17 protein-coding genes are annotated in these 15,377 nt (G+C 59.2%); 7 read left to right on the top strand and 10 right to left on the bottom strand.

The annotated features are described in order from the left end of the window. Window positions 1-90: 90 nt before the first annotated feature. Window positions 91-1,104, bottom strand: a complete 1,014-nt coding sequence (locus tag H8K11_11875; protein ID MCS6264444.1) for a methyltransferase — start codon at window positions 1,102-1,104, stop codon at window positions 91-93. A 289-nt stretch (window positions 1,105-1,393) separates the two neighbouring features. Here H8K11_11875 and H8K11_11870 point away from each other — a divergent pair, with 289 nt between their 5' ends. Both H8K11_11870 and H8K11_11865 read left to right on the top strand, forming a co-directional pair. Continuing rightward, the gene (locus H8K11_11870) at window positions 1,394-2,143 is read left to right on the top strand and encodes a hypothetical protein (protein MCS6264443.1); all 750 of its coding nucleotides are present in this window, start codon (window positions 1,394-1,396) and stop codon (window positions 2,141-2,143) included. A gap of 31 nt (window positions 2,144-2,174) precedes the next feature. Then, window positions 2,175-3,104 (top strand): hypothetical protein, encoded by a 930-nt coding sequence (locus H8K11_11865; protein ID MCS6264442.1) that lies wholly within the window; start codon window positions 2,175-2,177, stop codon window positions 3,102-3,104. A 42-nt stretch (window positions 3,105-3,146) separates the two neighbouring features. Here H8K11_11865 and H8K11_11860 read toward each other — a convergent pair whose 3' ends face one another. From H8K11_11860 to H8K11_11845, 4 genes are all read right to left on the bottom strand, one after another. Then, window positions 3,147-4,598, bottom strand: coding sequence for a hypothetical protein (locus tag H8K11_11860; GenBank protein ID MCS6264441.1), 1,452 nt, complete (start codon window positions 4,596-4,598; stop codon window positions 3,147-3,149). 149 nt (window positions 4,599-4,747) lie between these two features. Further along, complete coding sequence (locus H8K11_11855) at window positions 4,748-5,383, bottom strand: hypothetical protein (GenBank protein ID MCS6264440.1); 636 nt, start codon at window positions 5,381-5,383, stop codon at window positions 4,748-4,750. A gap of 55 nt (window positions 5,384-5,438) precedes the next feature. After that, a complete protein-coding gene (locus H8K11_11850; GenBank protein ID MCS6264439.1) occupies window positions 5,439-6,026 on the bottom strand; it encodes an NAD(P)H-dependent oxidoreductase in 588 nt (195 codons plus the stop codon). Between the two features lie 27 nt (window positions 6,027-6,053). Beyond that, window positions 6,054-6,230 (bottom strand): hypothetical protein, encoded by a 177-nt coding sequence (locus H8K11_11845; GenBank protein ID MCS6264438.1) that lies wholly within the window; start codon window positions 6,228-6,230, stop codon window positions 6,054-6,056. 452 nt (window positions 6,231-6,682) lie between these two features. On the opposite strand from H8K11_11845, the gene H8K11_11840 reads away from it, so the two are divergent. Then, a complete protein-coding gene (locus H8K11_11840) occupies window positions 6,683-7,120 on the top strand; it encodes a CBS domain-containing protein (protein ID MCS6264437.1) in 438 nt (145 codons plus the stop codon). Between the two features lie 116 nt (window positions 7,121-7,236). On the opposite strand, the gene H8K11_11835 is transcribed toward H8K11_11840, so the two are convergent. From H8K11_11835 to H8K11_11820, 4 genes are all read right to left on the bottom strand, one after another. Then, complete coding sequence (locus H8K11_11835; GenBank protein ID MCS6264436.1) at window positions 7,237-7,410, bottom strand: hypothetical protein; 174 nt, start codon at window positions 7,408-7,410, stop codon at window positions 7,237-7,239. 258 nt (window positions 7,411-7,668) lie between these two features. Next, a complete protein-coding gene (locus H8K11_11830) occupies window positions 7,669-8,310 on the bottom strand; it encodes a DUF2238 domain-containing protein (GenBank protein ID MCS6264435.1) in 642 nt (213 codons plus the stop codon). A 10-nt stretch (window positions 8,311-8,320) separates the two neighbouring features. Continuing rightward, window positions 8,321-8,959 carry a DUF2238 domain-containing protein gene (locus H8K11_11825; GenBank protein MCS6264434.1) on the bottom strand — a complete coding sequence of 213 codons (639 nt, stop codon included), beginning with the start codon at window positions 8,957-8,959 and terminating at the stop codon, window positions 8,321-8,323. A 329-nt stretch (window positions 8,960-9,288) separates the two neighbouring features. Continuing rightward, window positions 9,289-9,678, bottom strand: a complete 390-nt coding sequence (locus H8K11_11820) for a hypothetical protein (GenBank protein ID MCS6264433.1) — start codon at window positions 9,676-9,678, stop codon at window positions 9,289-9,291. Window positions 9,679-10,004: 326 nt separating this feature from the next. Between H8K11_11820 and H8K11_11815 the strand changes: the two genes are divergently transcribed. The 3 genes from H8K11_11815 (at window position 10,005) to H8K11_11805 (ending at window position 12,595) form a co-directional block, all read left to right on the top strand. Next, window positions 10,005-10,733: an ABC transporter ATP-binding protein gene (locus tag H8K11_11815; GenBank protein MCS6264432.1), complete on the top strand. Its 729-nt coding sequence runs from the start codon at window positions 10,005-10,007 to the stop codon at window positions 10,731-10,733. Then, window positions 10,720-11,655 carry a SufD family Fe-S cluster assembly protein gene (locus tag H8K11_11810; GenBank protein MCS6264431.1) on the top strand — a complete coding sequence of 312 codons (936 nt, stop codon included), beginning with the start codon at window positions 10,720-10,722 and terminating at the stop codon, window positions 11,653-11,655. The genes H8K11_11815 and H8K11_11810 overlap by 14 nt, the downstream gene beginning before the upstream one ends. 502 nt (window positions 11,656-12,157) lie before the next feature. After that, on the top strand, window positions 12,158-12,595 hold the full coding sequence (locus tag H8K11_11805) for a cytochrome c (protein MCS6264430.1): 438 nt from the start codon (window positions 12,158-12,160) through the stop codon (window positions 12,593-12,595). 42 nt (window positions 12,596-12,637) lie between these two features. On the opposite strand, the gene H8K11_11800 is transcribed toward H8K11_11805, so the two are convergent. After that, window positions 12,638-13,627 carry a CapA family protein gene (locus tag H8K11_11800; GenBank protein MCS6264429.1) on the bottom strand — a complete coding sequence of 330 codons (990 nt, stop codon included), beginning with the start codon at window positions 13,625-13,627 and terminating at the stop codon, window positions 12,638-12,640. Window positions 13,628-14,101: 474 nt separating this feature from the next. Between H8K11_11800 and H8K11_11795 the strand changes: the two genes are divergently transcribed. Beyond that, window positions 14,102-15,331: a PqqD family peptide modification chaperone gene (locus H8K11_11795; protein ID MCS6264428.1), complete on the top strand. Its 1,230-nt coding sequence runs from the start codon at window positions 14,102-14,104 to the stop codon at window positions 15,329-15,331. Window positions 15,332-15,377 lie beyond the last annotated feature (46 nt).

Raw genomic sequence — 15,377 nt, 5'->3', positions numbered from 1 at the left:
GAAGCTACGCTTCTCGGTTCCCGCTTGTCAAGGCGTCGGCACGGAGAAACTCGCCGCGCGCACACGACTTCCCACCGAACCCTCGCTTCATCATTTGATCGCGATCACCATTGAATCCGGCCCCGCCAGTTTTTCCACCTTGGTTCGCTTGAAGCCGGCCTTCTTCATCCACTGAATGCAATCCGCGCCGGTGAAATCGAATCCGCCGGGCGTTTCGATCAGCATGTTCAGGCTCATCAACAATCCGAACGCATTCTGTTTGCGGGCATCGTCGATCAGCGCTTCATGGACGATCAACGCTCCGCCCGCGGGCAACGCGGCGTAGGCTTTGCGCAACAGCATCATCTTCTCGTTGAGATCCCAGTCATGGAGGATGTGTCCCATGATGAGGACATCGGCCTTCGGGAGCGCATCGTTGAAGAAATCTCCCGCATGAAACGCGAGCCGCTTCTCCAGCTTCCTGGACTTCGCATAGGCCTCGAAGATCGGACGCACGACCGGAAGATCCATCCCCTGTCCCGACAGATGCTTGTGGGCCAGCGCGATCTCCGCCGCCACACCACCCTGCGCGCAGCCGATATCGACGAAGGAACGATGCCGCGCCCACGGGAACTTGGCCGCGATGGCCCGCGCCGTGCCCTGACTGAGCCCGGTCATAGCTTTGAGAAATCCTTCCAGCCGCTGCGGATCCGCATACAACGTGCCGAAGAAATCTTCTCCCGTCTTCACCTCATTCTGCGGCTTCCCGGTCCGGAGCCCTTCCGTGAGCGATCCCCAGAACGGATACAGCCTGACGTTGGCCATTTCGAGTATGCCCCCGACATAGGACGGTTTGGCGCGATCCAGAAAAAGCGCGGTCTCAGAGGTATTGGCATAACGCGTCCCCACCCGCTTCAGCATCCCGAGAGCGACCAATGCGTCGAAAAAGTCCCTCGCGCTTCGCGGATGCAGCTCCAGCCGCTTCGCAAGCGCCTTGGCATCGAGCGACCGTTTGGCGAGTTCCGTAAACAGTCCCAGTTCGACGGCGCTCAGCAAGGTCTTCGATCCCCAAAAGCCGAACCCCAGTTGCATGATCCGATCTGGAGCGAGATGCCGCGTGGCCATGTTTGCTGTCCTTTCAATGATTGAAGAAATAAAAAGAGGCTACGCGGGGACGCGGGCGCTGTCAACCAGACGGCAGGGCGGACCGGCTCCGGCGTATCTCTTCTGCACGAAGCGTATCGAGAGAGATACAGGTCTCAGCGACATTCACCGTCCATACACCGTGTATTACGTACATAAAACGGAGAATCCGTACACTAAAGCCATGCGGCAGGATCTTTGCTACCACCCTGGACGTCATTCGGTCACGACGCGCCAGTCCGCGACATTCGACTCATGGAGGAGGTTCCGCATGGCTACGTATAGTTATCTGAAAACGATCTGTGCCACTCTACTGCTGCTCGGGTCGCTGAACAACGCCGGCTACGCCCAGCAATGGAGCGGCGCGCAGAATCCAACCGGAAACGTCTGGCGACCGGGAAGCGTCGCCCTGGGTTTCGAGCCGCCGGCGGGCGGAGGCAAGAAACCCCTTCTTGAACTCCAACGACCCCTGTCGGGCGATGAGGAGATTCTGCTGAGCCTTCGCTCGACCTTCAGAGACGCCACGGCCACAGTCCTGCAGGCCGATACCAAGCGAGTGTATCTGGGCGGCGCCGCCAGCAGAACCGACCTGGTGCCGGACGGGGTCTACGACCTTGCCGTTGGGCGCGGGATCGCCGTCGGCGTCAACAATCTCACTGAACGGCTTCCCACGGGCTACCAGCTTGCGGTGGGCGGAAAGATCCTGGCTGAAGAAGTGCGGATCAGACAGATCAAAGACTGGGCAGACTACGTGTTTCAGCCCGACTATCAGCTCAAGACCCTCCCTGAGGTCGAGGGCTTCATCAAGATCCATCGCCACCTGCCGGATATGCCCAGCGCCGTTGAAGCGGAGCAGCAGGGCATCGGCCTTGGCGCCATGCAAGCCAGGCTCTTACGCAAGATTGAGGAGCTGACCCTGCATCTGATCGAGCAACACAAGACCATTGAGTCGCTGCAACAACAACTCGCGCGAGTGGAGCAGACACGCGACCTTTCACACTCCCGCAAGGACGGACACTGAGCGCCCGCGGACGGCACAGAGAGGAGATGCCATGGATCGATCGCTGCTGACCTCCGTCTCAATGACACTGGCGTCTATCGGACTGGCCTCGGTGTGCGGCGCGACTGACCTCACGATAAAGGAGACCGTGGCTGCCGGCGCCGGCGCGTTTTACGAGCATCATGAGGGGATCGTGCTCGCCGACGGCTTCTGGGCCAAGACCGGATCGGATGTGACCGCCACGATCCATCAGGAAACCGGGTACTACATCGACAAGACTCCGCTGGACGCCAAGGACAAGCAATACACCTCCAACGACGGTCGCACCTTCGTAGTAGCGGGCTGTGTCCCGCATAAAATCAAAGTAATGTTCGTCGGGTCACACTGGGTGGCTTGCAACGATCTCGAGAACCACACGAACCCGGTGGTCGAGAGCAAGTTCATCTCTTGCCTGGATCTCTTCCGGAACGGGGTGGTCTCGGGAGCGTCGATCAAGGAAATCAACAATCGGACATGGCAATCGTTCCGGTTTTCCTGCAGAGATCTGGGGGCCGACGGGAAACTGGCTTCTCCTGCTGAGAAGACCGACTTCCTGTTCAACTACGAGCGCGAAGGAACATTGTACGAGGTCAGCGGATCGGATATCGAAATCTTCTACGGCATCAAGGAGTACGAAAACTCTCCGAACACGAGGCAGGCACTCTCCGGTTTTCGTTTCCTGCACGGCCCTGCCGTAGCCATCGAGAACGGCGAACGGTCTGATCCACCCAATTCCAGCAAGAACTACTTTCGAGAGACCGATATCATTCCCAGTTATCCACCGGGGATTCCACTCGTCAAAATGCTCACCTACGATTGGATGTGCCCCCCGACCATGGTGTTGACCGGCATGGCCATCGGCCACAATCCGGATAAAAAAGGAAAGGACACGCGACCGATCTATCTCCTAGCCGAGTGCCGGAAACTGCTGCACAATCCCTAACGCGATGCGCGTTCTCATGCCACCGTCGGGGCCTGGGGCACCTCACCTGCGGCCCCGGCCCGCACCTCCCACGGCGCCTCCCCCTTCACCGCCGCCGGGCCCGATGCCGGGTTGCCACTCTACTGCGCCGATATCACACTGCGCTCCGTCTTGCCCATCGCCATTGACGGGGCGCGGGCGACCACGTTGGTCCGCAACTGCACAGCTACCCCCGGCATCGATGACGACGCTCCCCTCCAAGGGCAACAGATTATCCGTAGTGCCGCCATTCAGAGAGAGACTCCCGCTTAATTGAGGATCACGCGGGTGTTCGTCGCTGCCGGTGAGATCGGTTCCCTGCGCGTCCATGTCACAGCCGCCGGTTGTGCCGATCAGATTGAAACCGTCGGAGGTGATCGCCCCGTCGCAGTCACGGTGAGCGGGACTTGTGTTCCCGGCTAAGATGGTGTTGCGCAGACGCACCACCCCGCCGGCATTCGCAGCTCTCCAGAATCCACCTGCGTTCGCCGCTGCTTGATTGCCCGCCAGCGTGACATCCCGGAGCGTCACGTCTCCATTCACCACTGCAATCCCGCCGCCCGTGTTGGCCGCAACATTCTGGCTGATGGTGCTCCGTCCGATCCGCACCGTTCCCTGGTCGACCTTGATTCCGGCGCCGTTCCCGCCGCGGTTCTGTGTAATGGCTGACTGGACGATCTCCGCTTCGTCGACCGAGAGGAGCAGCCCGCCTCCCTGCCCGCCGTCGATCGTTTCCGAGACAGTCGAGCGGTTGAGCGCAAAAAATCCAACCTGCGCCCAGATGCCCCCGCCGCCCCCCTGCCCTCCACCACCGGCCTCGTTATTACGGATCAGACTGTCCGTAATGACGAGCGACGAGTTGCCGCCACCTTCAGCATAGATGCCGCCGCCCCTCCACGAGGCGCTGTTATGTTCAATCACAGCATTCACGATCTCCACCCGGGGCGCGACCCCTTCGACCGATATCGCCCCGCCGTGACCGTCGGTGTCGCCGACTCCACCCTGAGCCAGCGTCACGCCGGACAGGCGAACCAGGGCGCCATCGATCGTGAACAGGCGCGACGTCTGCGCGCGGGCCGGCCGGATGATGTGATCGGCCGGATTGTTCCCCGCAAACAGGTCCACGAAACGCCCGCCCGCGATGAATAAACTATTCCCGGCACCCTCGTGACCGGCAGGCAGACTCAGTTCAAAGTCGCCGGAGACTGAGAACGTGATTCCGATCCGGCTCCCGGGCGCAAAGGCGTTGGCCTCTTCGATCGCCGCCCGCAAAGAACATTGCGCGCCGCCTTGCGACACATTGGCGTCGCAGACGCCGTCACCCACGTCCGCATCGTGAAGATCCAATACGGTATTCACGTTGAACGACCCGACCGTCTGGCAGCCGGGCAGCACCCCGACGCACAGCAGGAGTATCGACAACCCACGCAACAGGCGCGCGCCGCGCGTCCGTCCGGCACAATCAGGCTGAACCATCGTCACCTCCCAAGATCGTTCGCTTCACATGGCAGGACCCGCCGCACAGCGAGAGCCGTGTGACCGATCATGCGCCACGATATCTTGATGGGAAGGCGCACAGGGTTCAAGCCCCAAAGGGCGCAGGGAACGCTCATGGAGAGGGTCGATTACCCAAACAACCGGCGAAATGCCGTCTTGATCTGCTCCAACCCGTCCCGCAAGTCGATGTCAAACGTATCGGCCCGGGCACGCACCATCTGCCGCTTCACCCGCAGATCGTCACGATAGGCGCGCAATTTCTGCAGGAGCTCTTGCTTGGTTGCCTCGACGATCGTGAGTTGCTGTCTGCTCTCCACCGACAACCGATGTGTGAGCGCCTCGAACTCGGCTTCGAGCCTATTGGACCGTCCCACCAGTTCTTCCCAAAGCCGCCCCGAGTCCAATGCGGCTCCAGTCAGTTTCTGATCGGCCATGGTCTCAAACTCGCTCAGAGCTTTGAAAATCTTGGCTCGCTGTTCTTCGTATACATCACGCGCGTCTGCCTTGCCCAGCGCCAACTGCACCTGGAGGTGCTCGAGTTTGGCCTGCACCTCCGTCCTGACATGGTCGGCCACGCCCGTCGACCGTTTCAGGTCCGCCTGCACCGACGCAACCACGTCGCGCAACTGTTGTTTACCCTCTTCCAGCCGCTGGATCGCCTGATCCTTGCCCTGCGTGAGCTGGGCTTCCAGCGCCAGCGCCTGCTGTTCCAGCGCATCCATTTTTTTCTCGATCGACGCTCTGAGTTCTTTGATCCGCGACATGAATCCTCCTCCCTCCTGGACACAAGCCCGAACCCGGAAGATCAACGGGGCAGGCTCACTTCCCCACGTCGCCCAAGCCCCTCATCTCGTCCAACCAGCTCGCCCGTTGGCGCTCATTCATGCCTTCCACCTGACCGATCAAGGTGGCTCTCGTCGGCTTGATCCCGCAGAAGCCGAGAATGTTCCGTTCGAGACTCTTCACGCTGTGAGCCAGAAAAAACCATCGGTACACCAATGCCGGCATACCCATGGTCACCACGATGCGAGCCGACTTCCCCGTGAAGAGTTGCTTCGCCATTTTCCCCTGCGCTTGATACTCAAAGGCCACGCCGGGACGAAAGACCTGTTCGAGAAACGCTTTGAGGAGCGCCGGCATCGACCCCAACCAGAGCGGATAGACGATGACGAGATGATCCGCCCACCGGATGGCATCCTGAGCCTGCTTGATCGAATCGGGCGGCGTGCCCTTTTCAAACTCGTCTTTCGTCCGCAACAAAGGGAACTCCAGCCGGGCCACCTCGATACGTCGCACTTCATGCCCGCCGTCTTCGCAACCCTTGGCATATTCGTCCGCCAAGGCATGGCAGAAATGTCGAGTCTGCGCATCGGGATGGCCCTGAATGATGGTAATGAATTTACCCATGGCACCTCGATCGAACCCTAGACCGTCCTACACCATCGGATGGAACGGCTGGTCCTGCTGACGAACCGGCGCAACCGGTTCCCGCTCGATCATGGGTGGCGCAACCGATGGGGTAACTTTCGGAGTCGGCGGGGCACAGGCAGCCACCGACCATCCTCCGATAAACACAACCAGCACAACGATGTTCCGTGCGACGCTCATCATGTTCCTCCAACAGGCGTCGGTTTGCTGTTCAGACCTCGCCCCCATCAGGCGCAACAGGCGTGCCACCATTCCTCCCGTCGCGATCAGCACAACACAGGGGCTTCAGAGGTCGACGGAGGCTTCAGTGCCGGCTACGACTGCGGAGAATTTCCGCAGCACCGGTGCTGAACGCTGGCGCAAATATCCACAACGCCTGCCTGCCGACCAAGATGAACGCAACGGTCTTTCCACCTGGTATCGCTCGCCACCCGCGCATTTCCGACAGGACTGCCATGCTTTCAAACAGTTCGCGCACAGCCTCCAGGATCGAAGCGATTCATTCCTCTCCCGCCTTGGTGGGTTTGAAGAGACAGGGAGTGGCACTAAGCTTGCTCTCCTGCGAAGCGGGGAACTTTCACCTGAATCATAGAGTCCTGTCACTTCACTCCACCGTGGAACGGAAGGAGGGTCCTATGAGAGCCACAGAATATTTCGTCCACGCCTGCGACCCCAAAACACTCATCGTCCGTCAGATCATGGAGGATGCCGTCGTCACGGTCAGCCCGGCATCCAGCGCCATGGTCGTGGCAGAACTCTTGAGCGAGCACAATTTCGGGAGTGTCCCGGTCACTGAAACGGATGGTACCTTGCGAGGGCTGGTGACCGAATTCGACCTGCTGAAAGCCGTCGAGCAGGGGAGGGATCTTCGCGAAGTATCCGTCTCGGAGATCATGACCCGCGACGTCATCACCACCACCGAAGACATGCCGCTGATGAACCTGATTCATGTCCTCCAGGAACGGCACCTGATCCGGCTCCCGGTCGTAAAGGACCAGAAGCTCATCGGCATGGTCGCGCGGCGGGATATCGTTTTCGGCTACGTCAAAGCACGCGCCAATTATTGGCCGTAACAATGACCAGGCTGGCGGAACGAGGGATGTCCTTGAGCAGGGCCGGGAAACGGCAGGAAGTCGCGCAGAATGAGAGGATATGACGACTTCCTGCGCTGAAGCCAGCGAGGAAACACTTACCGCGCCGATGCAGGAATCGGAGCGGGAATGATTGCGCCGCACTCCAAACAGCGAACGGTGCCGGTTTCTTCGCCTGAGTCCGTGAGGACGCGATCAACGAGACGGCCATGGAGGCAGTGGGAGGCGGGTGCGGGAGTCCTGGGCGGCAGATCGAGTCGTGGACTATTCATGGCGCCCTCCGTCATGAGCCCGAGCAGTATCGTTGACCCACATCTGCTCCGGATCATAACAGAATCACCCGAGTGATTCCGTTAACCTGGACTATTCATGAATACCGTCGCGAGACGTTCGAGACGGAAGCCCGCCGAGGCTGCTCGCACGTGAGGCCGACGCAGGCGTACTGGTAGTCCGTCGAGGAGGCCGAACGAGAACAGCCTCGCCGGGAGACAGAATCGAACGCCGAAGCAGGGATTCATGAAGAGTCCGGGTTAGGTAGAGAGCCGTTCATCCCGAGGCAGGAATATCGTGCCGGTGATGGTCAGAAGCGCACCGAAAAACGCGGCCGCCATATCCTTCTGCGCATCCCATTCGTCGCCTTGCGTCCCCAGATACAGACTGCCGAGTTCAGGGCTGACGATCATTGCGACGATCGCCTCGATCACTTCGAAGAATCCGCTCTGCGCCAGAATCCCGCTGATCGCCAGATAACTCACCCACATCCCCCGCACGCCGGCCAGACGCATGAGCACTTCGCGCAGCGGGTAGACCAGGAGCAACCCATAGGCAAAATGCACGAGGCGATCGAACGGGTTTCGACTCAACGCCAGCGCATCTTTCAGCCAAAACCCGAAGGGAACTTCAGAATAGGTGTAATGGGCGCCGATCGCGTGGAGCAGCAGAAACGCCAGGATCAGACAATAGGAAGGGAGGGAAAATGCGAACCGCCGATAGGTCAGGACGAGCACGGCCACGAGGGCGACCGCGAGCAGATTCTCCAGGAACCAATCCTGCCTATCCACCGGTGCAATGGCCAGACCGATCCAGAACAGCGCATAGGTGATGAGCAGCCCCGTCACGATCGGGCGATCGTTCGGCCTCACTCCGCTCTGATCCCTCGCCCTCACACCCATGCCATGCCGTCTACTCGGAAAGCGCCGCCTCGGATTCCAGCGCCGACTCCGCCCCTCGCAGGGCGCGCACCACCAGGAGCAGCGTCATGCACAACAACGAGCCGTAGAGCGCGGCCGCCATGTCCTTCTGCGCATCCCAGATATCTCCCTGCGAACCTAAATACGTCACCCCCAATTCCGGATGCACGGCGCGCGCCACCCACGATTCGATGATTTCCCAGAGTCCGCTCAGTCCAAGAACCGTCATCACGGGAAGATAGTACACGACCCACCCTTGGATGCTCGCGCTCAGACGAAACAGCTCCTCCATCGGATAGGCCAGCAAGAAGCCGAAGCTGAAATGCACGATCCGGTCGAAGTGATTCCGCCCGAGATGTAGCACCTGGTCCATCCATACTCCGACAGGTACCTCGGCGTAGGTGTAATGCACGCCGATCGTGTGGAGCGTGAGAAAGGCCGTAATGAGCGCATGGGAGGTATGCGACAAGGGAAGGTACCGATGGGTCACAATCAACAGCACGACGAACAGCGCCGGCAGAATGCTCGCGAGCAACCAGAACTGCGGATCCACCGGCGCCTGCGCCATCCAGACGGACACAGCCAGATACCACAGGAGCAGCCCGATCGAAATCAGCTTGTTCCAACCCACCGTTGTTTCTCCCGAGAAGTGGTGTGAGAAGAAGGGGCTCCGGCCACGGCATGCGGAGCAAATCTTAATTACTCTACTGGATGGCAGTCATTGCTGCAACAACCAGCCGCAGGCCTTGTTACTGGCGAGGTCAATCGAACTCAGCAATGGGTTTCTTCGTCATCCTATACGCACCCCTCGAAGCATGCTCCACAGCAGCCTCCTTCGTTGCATAAAGCAACGGGTTGACACCACAGCTCCCCACGGACACGCTCGGCAGTCCGAGTTGACGATGAACTACTCGGGGGGCCACTGAACTTATGTGGCTGCTCCCCACTGACCTCCCCGCGCTACCGCAATGGCGTCAGGAAACAAGGGTCTTCAAAATCGTAACAGATCCAACAGGATTCGTCCTCTGGCGGCTCGTCGATATGCACCCAGTGACACTTCCCGTAAAAGCCCCAGCCCCTCGCTTTGCTCAGGCGTTTGTTCGTGGGCATGCGAAACAAGACTTTCACGCCGTTCACCTTTCTCCCGTCACTTTCCAGTACGCGCCGAATGAAGTCCGCCGGATTGGCCGCAAACTCCTGCAAGGGCTTGCCGAAAAGCCCTAACGTGATGGTACCGGTCGAGATCTTGAGATCCTTTCCCTTTTTGCCTGAAAAATATTGCGCGACCTTGTCTGCCTTCGGATAGGTCTCGACAATGTCGTACCACGATTGGTTGATGCCGATTTCCATGACCTTCCTCCTTGTGGGGTTAATGGGGAATGACCGTACTGACACTCATCATGGTTTGCGTCCAGACGCGCCACTATAGACGCAACGATAGTGCCATGATTTCCAATCATGAGAAGTCCCTCGCGGTCCGCCCCAACCGCTCATCGGAAGACCATTGCGTACGATCCGATGCTCTTCCGAGGTGAGGAGTAACTCCCCAGAAGACTCTGCCGGAATGCCGCAAAACGCGACTTTCAATAGCCTCAAGACAACGGTGAGCCCACGGATTGTGCACCCCAGCACAGGCACGCCTGATGCACATCGATTCCGATTAACTGATGTGCCTCATGTCTATTCCTCTGCTGGACATTCATGGCCTCACTTTTGAGGTCGATCATCATTCGATTCTCGATCGGCTGGACCTTGCGGTCCAAGCCGGGGAAATCCATGCCCTGCTCGGCGCCAACGGTTCCGGCAAAACCACCCTCGCCTATGTCCTGATGGGCTGTGAAGGATATAGACCAAGCGCCGGGCGGGCACGATTGGACGGAACGGATCTTCTGCCTCTCAAGATGCATGAACGCGCCCGGTTGGGACTGACACTCGCCTGGCAGGAGCCGGCCCGATTCGAAGGCGTGACGGTGCGCGAATATCTCAGCCTGGGCAAACCGGAATGCGATCCCGAACCGGCACTGAAGCGGGTGGGGCTCGATCCGGACCGCTACCTAACGCGCCGGCTGGACAAGGCGTTGAGCGGCGGTGAGCGCCACCGGATTGAGCTTGCGTCCGTCCTCTCGATGAAACCCAAGCTGGCGATCCTCGATGAGCCGGCGGCGGGCATCGATATGCTCTCGATCAATCACATCATCGACATCATCCGCGCGCTGAAGGAAGCCGGCGGATCGGTCCTCTTGATCACCCATCAGGAGGAGGTGGCCCTCATTGCCGATCGAGCGTCCCAACTCTGCGCCGGACGCATTGTCTTTTCCGGCAGCCCACGCGAGGCCGTGGATCATTTCCGCGGACGAACCTGTGTACGATGCGACGGGGAGGTTTGTGGGTATGTCCGACCTTGAGCAACTCATGCGCGTCTTGCCCATGGTGGGCGCCGAGCCGTCCATCCTCGACGACTCGGGCATCGCCCATATCGTCGCGCAAGGGCATCACATCCTGAGCCGTCGGACGGTCCCCGGCCTGCGCGTCGAACTGGAAGAAACCCCGGACGCCCTTATCGGGCAAATAGTGGTTGAGGCGGGCGTCACCATCGATCAGCCGATTCACATGTGCTTCGGTCTGACTCACCCCACGGGGGTGCAGCAGATCGCCATCGACGTGCAGGTGCAGGAGGGGGCACAGGCGCGAGTGCTCTCTCATTGCCTCTTTCCCGTGGCCCAAGCGGCCCAACATCGCATGCAGGCGGTGATGACGATCGGTCCCGGCGCGTCGCTGGCCTATACCGAGGGCCACTACCATGGCCTGCACGGCGGCATGCAGGTCCTGCCCCATGCCACGATCAAGATCGGCAAGGGCGCCCGCTATTTCTCGGATTTCTCCTTGCTCTCCGGCTCAGTGGGAAACCTCGACATCGACTATCTCGTCGAAGTGGAGGAGGAGGGTCTCGCCGAGCTCAGTGCGAAAATCTTCGGGCACCAGACCGATCGCATCACGTTGAAAGAATCGGTCATCCTTCGAGGCGAACGATCACGAAGCCTCATCAAAACACGCGTGGTGCTGGAAGGCGACGCCTCCGCCGAGATTACCGGCATCACCGAAGCCCATGCCAAAGGCGCCCGCGGCCACGTGGATTGTATGGAAATCGTGCAGGGCCGGGCCCATGCCAGCGCCATCCCGATTGTGAAAGTCTTTCACCCGGAGGCGAAAGTCACACACGAGGCCGCGATCGGAAGCGTGGACAAGAAGGAATTGGAAACGCTGATGGCCCGCGGGCTGAATCCTGAGCAGGCAGTCGAACTGATCGTGAGCGGAATTCTTCGTTAGGCGGAGGCCTGCGCAAACTGCCTGACCGGCAGGGTCACGAGGACGCCTTCGCGGCAGTATGGGGATCGTGAATGACGGCTCCGCATTCGAGGCATCGATAGAGAGGACGTTCTGTTTCATCCTCGCAGCGAATACGATCGATGAGTCGCATGTGGAGACAGGTGAGTGTCCGTGTCGTGGTGGGCTCGAGTTGAGGACTACGCATAGTGACCTCCCCGAATCGCAGCGGACAATAGCTGGGCTATTTCTAACTGAATGCGGCACAACCCTATCAGATCTGTGCAGACTTCACACTAGGAATTTGTCTGATACGATCAGGGAAAAGGTCCGACACAACAAAATGCGGTCGGTGCTTTTCAGTCGTCTATATACAGAGGCGCCGGCCTTCATATCACAGACTCGATCAGCATCTCCTCCGAGTAAACTCTGATTCCAGGGCATTGTGTTATCAGAACCTTCGCGGCATACTGAACTCTCGCTTGCTTTAGGAGGATGCATCCCCATGCGGAACCGACTTCTCCTTCCCGGAATCGTTCTCGTCGCCCTCATGCACTCGGCTGGAAACGTAAGCGGTGCCGAGCCCGGAGAGAAACTTCCGGCCTTGAAGGGGAATGCCGGGCAGGGGCAAACACTCTTTAACGGCAAGGGCATCTGTCACTACTGTCACGGCGTGGACGGAGTGCTCGACAAGAAACCTTCACTGAAGCCTGACACAGCGGCCGCGATCGCAAAACTGTCCGCTGGAGCTCCCGATCTTCGCAATCGCGCCGGGCTGACCCTGAAAGACAACAAAGCCCGCTTCCGGGCCATTCGTGAGGGACATCCGGGAAGCGGCATGCTGCCGGACACCACGCTGAGCGACCAGGACATCACAGACCTGCTGGCCTATCTCGCCAGCCTCCGGCAGAGCCAGACCACTCCCGGCAAGAGCCCTTACTAAGCGACCCGTCCCCTTACGCGCCGCCGGGAACGACTCGCTCATTCATCCGATGATCACTGAGCCGACGCCGTCGTGAAACGCGATGGGCGTGCCCAGCGCGGCGCACTTGGCCTGCATGGTTTTCTGGAGAAACAGGGCGTCCTGATGCCGGGCGAGCCTCACGCGACAATGCTCAATGCGAACGGGATGAAGCCGAATGTGCGCGACACGGCCTGGCTCCACGTTAAGGACGAACAGGAACGATAGATCGTTGCGTTCATGCTCATCCACCATGTAGTCGTCGATGAAATCGCCGCTCGAATACAGAATCGCCTTCCCACGGTAGAGTTCGATCCCTTGAGGCGTGTGATTGGAATGTCCCCAATAGAAATCGGCTCCCAGATCAAGCAGCTCCCGAGCAAGCGCCCGCATCTCGACTGACGGCGCACCCCAGTTAGGTCCGACGTGGGCGCTGACCAAGACAAGACCGGCTTGACTCCGGGCTCGTTTGATCGCGTCCGCCACACGCGCTCGATAGGGCTCCTTGAGCCCCCTATGGTCGTAGGCCACATAGACGACTCCCGGCTTGACATCGGCGGCCTCCCATTCCGGCTCATTGTCGGTCAGCGCCAGCACTGCAACCCCACCTCTTGCTACCGGAAGGAACGCCGGCTCCATCGCTGCCGCCAGGTTCCGGCCGGCCCCCGCATGCCTGATGCCGGCCCGATCGAGCAGTCCAAGGCAATCGAGCAAGGCCTCCGCCCCGTAATCGAGGACATGGTTGTTGGCTAACGTCACCGCATCAATGCTTGCCGACTTGAGACAGTCGATCGCTCTCGGGTGGGCACGGAAATGGAACGCTTTCGATTGCGGATGCCATTCTCGCCCGCGTGCGCTGATGACGCATTCCAGGTTGATGACACGCAGGTCCGCCGCAAGCAGGATCGGCAACACATCGCCCCAGACGGCCTCAGGCCAGAGGGACTGGTTCCCGATCACCTCTTGATCCACCATCCGTCCCAGCATCACATCGCCGGTCAATGCAAGTTGCATCTGTGCTCCTGCGGTGGGGATTTTTCGACAAAGCCAAGACTTCTTGCGAACGACTACCGCAATCCTGGTGCCAGCAACTTGCCTAGCGGTTGCCGGCTACTGCATCCCCTTTGCTACACTCATTGGCAGCTGCGGCTTTTCGCAACAACTAATCCATGAGACCTTGTGGAGAATCTCCCCATTTCTCACTCAAGAACCCTAGGCACGCTATCTCCTGCACTAGCTTACATAGTCTCTGTTTGAGGATGCTCCGCACACGTTCTCGTCTATCAATCGTGGGCACGATCAGACACGTAGCGCAAGAGCACTTACGCGCGCTTCGAGTCTCGTCTGCAAAGGTGTAGGACTCGGTGGAACAGAGACTCCCGTCAACGCTCATTCGTGGTTGGATTCCTATCGGGCATTCCCGAAAAACGGCATCACTCTTGCGTTCGACAAAAGTAACACCGTGCCTCCCGCAAAAAGGCTCCCTATATGACATTCACTTCTGCACCCCGTATAGATCATACCCAATACTTCTTGGAGAGTCCCTGTCGCCAGGCTTCCGATTGCCATCTTTTCGCTTTGGATGAAGCAGGGGTTGTCTTCTGCGAGGGTCGCCAGGAAATCTATGCGTTCAACACATCCGCGACATGGATCTGGATGGCCATGGAGGACGGGCTCCCTGTGGCAGCGATCGCAGCCGAACTCGCTGAAATAACCGACAGCCCCCCCGAACAGACCCAAGACACGGTCATCAACCTAGTCGGGCAATGGTGGGCGCTCGGTTTACTTAGTGGAAGCGAGTGCAACAGGCCCGTTCTCACGAGCCCCCCCGCGAGGTCGCTGCCGCAGGTTGACCTCCAAGTAGACCAGCGGCAACGTCACAGCCAGAGGAGCTACCGACTTCGGCGGACACTGTTCACCATTGGTTACGACAGCGCCGCACAGGAGGCCATGGTTCATCCGATTCTTGCTCACCTGGAGAGTGATGGAATTACCCTCTACAGTACGGAGTTGGTCCTGGCTCAAACCCAAAAGGGATACGCAGTTCTTCAAGATGGTACCCTGGAAGAACTTTGCGAGACCCTCAGCGGTCTTGGTCCTGCCGTTAAATGTTGCATGATGCGCATTGCATTGAACGATCACCCTTATCGATTCCAAATTCACGGAGGTGTAGTCGAACGTGAGGGCCAGTGTGTCGTGCTACCAGCTGAATCCGGTAGTGGTAAGACGTGCCTCGTTGCGGGTCTAGTCCATGATGGCTGGCATTATCTGTCTGACGAGTGCGCGCCATTAGAAGGAAATGAACTCCGTGTGCAGCCAATACCGATCGCCATGGCAACCAAAGAAGGAGCTTGGCCGGTGCTGGCTCCTTACTATCCAGAACTGGACCAGGCCACGGTCCATCTCCGGGAAGACGGGAAGCACATCCGTTACTTGTCTCCACCTCCTGAAAGTAGAGGGCCTGATCGGCCGGAAGGGCATAAGGTTCGCTGGATAGTCTTTCCGGCCTATAACCCAGCAGCTCAGAGCAAGTTGCAACCATTGCCCAGAGTTGAGGTTCTCCAACGACTCTTCGCGCAATGTCTGAGCCTGCCGGAGCGTCTCAACCAGGCAGCGGTCTCGCGGATTGTCGAGTGGATCAGGACCATCGATGGTTATCTACTCCCCAACTCTAACCTTAAGGAGGCGGTGCGACTCATGAACAAGCTGACACCCTAACCACTGGCTGTTGCTTAGCACAGGACAAAAATGAAGAGGACCTTGT

Source organism: Nitrospira sp., assembly GCA_024998565.1.
Taxonomy (GTDB): Bacteria; Nitrospirota; Nitrospiria; order Nitrospirales; family Nitrospiraceae; genus Nitrospira_A.
Note: the sequence above shows the minus strand (reverse complement) of the source record. Positions and strands in the feature narration are given on the sequence as shown.